Source organism: Streptomyces colwelliae, assembly GCF_048158785.1.
Taxonomy (GTDB): domain Bacteria; phylum Actinomycetota; class Actinomycetes; order Streptomycetales; family Streptomycetaceae; genus Streptomyces.
Window position 1 is genome coordinate 1 of sequence record NZ_JBLTJC010000603.1, and the last position, 4,089, is coordinate 4,089.

Genomic DNA, 4,089 nt, shown 5'->3' on the forward strand with positions numbered 1-4,089 from the left:
CGTGGGCCAAGCACCAAGGCGACCGTTGCGGGGTACGGGGCTGGGCACCGTCCGGGGCCTCCGGAGGCAGGCCCGTGGGGGCGTAACGGGCCGCGTTCAGGATGTGACCGGCGGCGGAGTCCGGGTTCGCGGCGAGTGCGCCCAGGACGTGTTCGGGGCCGATGTAACCGGTGCCGCCCGCCCTGGCCAGGTCGTGGGCGTCCAGGAGGGCGCGTTTGACGGCCGGGGTGAGGGCGAGCGACGTACCGCCCGGAGGGTGGGCGGGGCCCGAGCGCTCGTCGATCTCCGCGGCGAGGGAGTCGGGGTCCGCGCCGGCCCGGGTGAGGAGACCGCGGGTCGGCTCCGCGGACAGGGCGGCGCGGAGCAGGTGCTGGGTGTCGAGGTCGTGGCTGCCGTGTTCCGCGGCGTACTGGGCGGCGCCGCGGACGAGGTCCCTGGCCGGTTGGCTGAGCAGGCGGCCTATGTCTACGTGCCGTGGGCCGGGCGGGGCGGCTCCGTCATCGGCTCCGCGAGTGGCTCCGCCCGCGGCTCCGCCGAAGAACCGGGCCAGGAAGTCGCCGAAGGGGTCGTTTTCGGGGTCTGTGTAGCCGCTGGTCATCAATCCACCATGGCACGGGCCACTGCGTGGGGCATGTGCAGGTTTGGGGGGATTGCGCCTTGTTTTCGCGTGCAGGCTCGTTGTGGCTGGTCGCGCCCACGCGGCGGAGCCGCAAATCGACACAGCCCCGCGCCCCTTAAGGGGCGCCTTCCTTACCGGCGCTCAGTAAGGACCCTTGGTCCTGCCTCCGTGATCGCCACCGTGTGTTCCACGTGGGCCGCTCTTGAGCCGTCGTTCGTCTTGAGGGTCCAGCCGTCCTTGGCCGCGTGGTAGTCGTCGCGGCCGCCCGCGATCAGCATCGGCTCGATCGCGATGACCATGCCGTGGCGGAGGGGGAGGCCGCGGCCCGGGCGGCCCTCGTTCGGGACTCCGGGGTCCTCGTGCATCTGGCGGCCGATGCCGTGGCCGCCGAAATCCTCCATGATGCCGTAGCCGGCCGTGCGGCACACCGTGCCGATGGCGTGGGCGATGTCGCCGATGCGGTTGCCCACGACGGCTGCCTCGATGCCCGCCGCCAGGGCGCGCTCGGCGGTGTCGATCAGGCGGACGTCGGCCGGGCGCGGCTCGCCGACGATGAAGCTGATGGCCGAGTCGCCGGCCCAGCCGCCCAGCTTGGCGCCGAAGTCGATCGAGACCAGGTCGGCGTCGCGCAGCCGGTAGCCGTCCGGGATGCCGTGCACGATCGCGTCGTTCACGGAGGCGCAGATGACCGCGGGGAACGCGGTGGGCGCGAAGGCGGGGCGGTAGCCGAGGAAGGGCGAACTCGCGCCGGCCGCGCGGAGCACGTCGTGCGCCAACTCGTCCAGTTCCAGGAGGGATACGCCCACGTCGGCGGCCTCCCGTACGGCCGTGAGGGCGCGGGCCACGACCTGGCCCGCCTCGTACATCGCATCGATAGACGTGTCCGTCTTCAGTTCCACCATGCCAATTACTATACCGGTATTAGAATGACGGCATGGTACGCACCCCTCTCACCCCCGAAGAGCGCGAACGCGGCGAACGGCTCGGCCGGCTGCTCCGCGAGGCCCGTGGCGGCCGCAGCATGACGGACGTGGCGGCGCACGCGGGCATCTCGGCGGAGACCCTCCGCAAGATCGAGACGGGCCGGGCTCCGACGCCCGCCTTCTTCACCGTGTCCGCCCTCGCCGAGGCGCTCGGGCTGTCCATGGACGAACTCGTGGTCAGGTGCGCGCCGTTGGCAGCCTGAAGCCGAGATCGCCATCGCGCCCCAACGGGAGACGTGTGCTGTATCTGACCCTGCTCCGGCGCCCCTATGTCCTACGACTGCTCACCGGCTCCCTCGTCGGCCGCATGCCCAGCGCCATGGCCGCCCTCGCCATCGCCCTGTCCGTGCGCGAGGCCGGCGCGGGCTACCGCCTCGTCGGCGTCGCCACCGGTGTGTTCGCCGTGGCCGGGGCGATCGGCGGCCCGCTGCTCGGGCGGCTGGTCGACCGCACCGGCCAGCCACGCGTACTCGTCGCGTCCGCCGTGGTGTCAGGCCTCGGGTACGTCCTCCTCGCGCTCGCCCCCGGATCGGTCTACGGCAGCCTCGTCGGGGCCGTCGTCGCGGGCGCCGCCGCGCCGCCCCTGGAGCCGTGTCTGCGCGCCCTGTGGCCGGAGTTGGTGGCCGAGGGGCAGGTGCAGTCGGCGTACGCCGTCGATGCCGGGGCGCAGGAAGTCGTGTTCATCGCGGGGCCGTTGGCCGTCGCCGGTGTCGCCGCGCTCGGCCCCGCGCCGCTCGCCCTCTGGCTGGCGGGAGGACTGGGTCTCCTCGGCTCGCTGGTGATGGCCACCGCCCGGCCCTCCCGGGACTGGCGGACCCGGACCCGTGACGTGCACTGGCTCGGCCCCTTGCGCAGCCCCGGCCTGCTCCTGCTGCTCGGCGCCCTGTTCGGTGCCGGCTGGGCGCTCGGCGGCTTCAACGTCTTCAGCGTCGCCTACGCCGAGCAGCACTCCGTACCCGGCGGCGCGGGCCTCCTCATGGCGCTGTCGGCCTTCGGCGCGCTGCTCGGCGCCGTCGCCTACGGCACCCTGCGCTGGACCGCCGACGCACCGCTGAAGGCCGTAGTGCTGTGTGCCGGAATGGCCGCCGCCTACTGGCTGGTGGCGCTCGTGCCCGGGCCCGCCGGTGCCTGCCTGGTCGCGGCCGGTACCGGAGTCTTCTTCGCACCCCTGCTGACCGTGTCCTTCGGGCTGGTCGGCGAACTCGCCCCCGACGGCACGGTGACCGAGGCCTTCGCCTGGCTGGTGACCCTGATCGGCGCCGGGATCGCCGCCGGATCCGCCGTGTCGGGCCTCCTCCTCGCCGACTCCACGCTGCCGGCCGCGGCCGCGCTCGGCGCCTGCGGAGTGACCGTGGGAGCGGTGGTCCTGGCCCTGTCCCGGCGCCGGCTCGCCCTCCTCGTTCCCGCCCGGGAGATGCCGGATCCGGCGTGAACCCGACGGGCGCACAGTCGGGAGGCGTAGGCTCCGAGACCTCTGCGCCCGGCTCGAAAAGCTTCCGTAGCCGCGTCGTAACACAAATGGTGTTTTCTACGGATCGGAGCATTCCGGTCTGGCGGGAGTTGGGGCATGGCTGTGGATCAACTCCCCGGACAGGTGCGGGAGTTCGCGAACTACCTCGACGGACTGCTGGCGCGCCTGGACCAGGGCGGCGGCTGGTGCGGGGTGTTCTGGCAGCGCGATCCCGATGGCATGCAGGCCTGTCTCGGCGGGCGTGAAGTGCCGCCCTGGGACGTGGTGGAGGCCCTCCTCCAGGACCTCGCGGCGGAGTACGGCCACGGTGTCGCGAGCCAGGAGAAGAACCGGGCCCGCACCCTGCACGCGGCGGCGCTCGCCGCGTTCGACGCCCGTCCCGGCAGCCGCGACGCCCTCAGCGACCGGCTCGACGTGATGCTCCGTGAGCAGAAGTACGCGGCCGAACGGCAGTCGGAACTGGGGCGGTCGCTCAACTCCGCCGGCACCCAGGAGGAGGCCGACGCCATCCGCCTCGACCTCGCCTGGGCCCACGACGACCACGAGCGCGCCACCGCCCGCTGCACCGAACTCCGCACCCGCATCGAGCAGTTGGACAACCGCGCCCACACGCAGGGCGCCCAGGCCATCCGCCGCGACCGGCACGGCAACGTGTTCCGCGTCGACGACACGTTCCAGGATCAGAACGCCTACCCGTACGACCCGAACACCTCGCCGTACGACGAGAACACCTCTCCGTACGACCGGAACCAGGCCCCGCACCGACTGCCCCGCCAGCGTGAGGCCGAGCAGATGCCGGGCACCGGACCGCAGGGCGCGGGCGGGGTCGGGGGCGGATACGGCAGTCCCGACGGTGGCCACGGGACGCGCCCGGACGACCGGAGTCCGGACGCGCGCCGCGGCTACGAGGAATTCGAGCGAGCGAACCCCGGCTACGGCGATCCGGACCCCACGTGGGACGATCTCGCGAACCCCGAGGTCGTGGCGGTGTCGTCCTCGACCATGCCGGCGAAGCG

The 4,089-nt window shown here is 73.0% G+C and carries 4 protein-coding genes and 1 pseudogene; 3 read left to right on the top strand and 2 right to left on the bottom strand.

Features of this window, described 5'->3' with window-relative positions; genetic code table 11:
* Together ACNFOC_RS51715 and map are read right to left on the bottom strand one after the other, a co-directional pair.
* A partial coding sequence (locus tag ACNFOC_RS51715; RefSeq protein ID WP_416965921.1) for a Clp protease N-terminal domain-containing protein occupies positions 1-598 on the bottom strand: 598 nt, incomplete at its 3' end.
* Between the two features lie 152 nt (positions 599-750).
* Positions 751-1,521 (bottom strand): type I methionyl aminopeptidase, encoded by a 771-nt coding sequence (gene map, locus ACNFOC_RS51720; protein ID WP_416965922.1) that lies wholly within the window; start codon positions 1,519-1,521, stop codon positions 751-753.
* 32 nt (positions 1,522-1,553) lie between these two features.
* Between map and ACNFOC_RS51725 the strand changes: the two genes are divergently transcribed.
* The 3 genes and pseudogenes from ACNFOC_RS51725 to ACNFOC_RS51735 all read left to right on the top strand — a co-directional run.
* Entirely contained in the window at positions 1,554-1,805 is a 252-nt protein-coding gene (locus ACNFOC_RS51725) for a helix-turn-helix domain-containing protein (RefSeq protein ID WP_019062010.1), read from the top strand.
* Positions 1,806-1,840: 35 nt separating this feature from the next.
* Entirely contained in the window at positions 1,841-3,034 is a 1,194-nt protein-coding gene (locus ACNFOC_RS51730) for an MFS transporter (RefSeq protein WP_416965923.1), read from the top strand.
* A gap of 135 nt (positions 3,035-3,169) precedes the next feature.
* Positions 3,170-4,089: pseudogene (locus tag ACNFOC_RS51735) on the top strand (hypothetical protein); the annotation flags it as partial.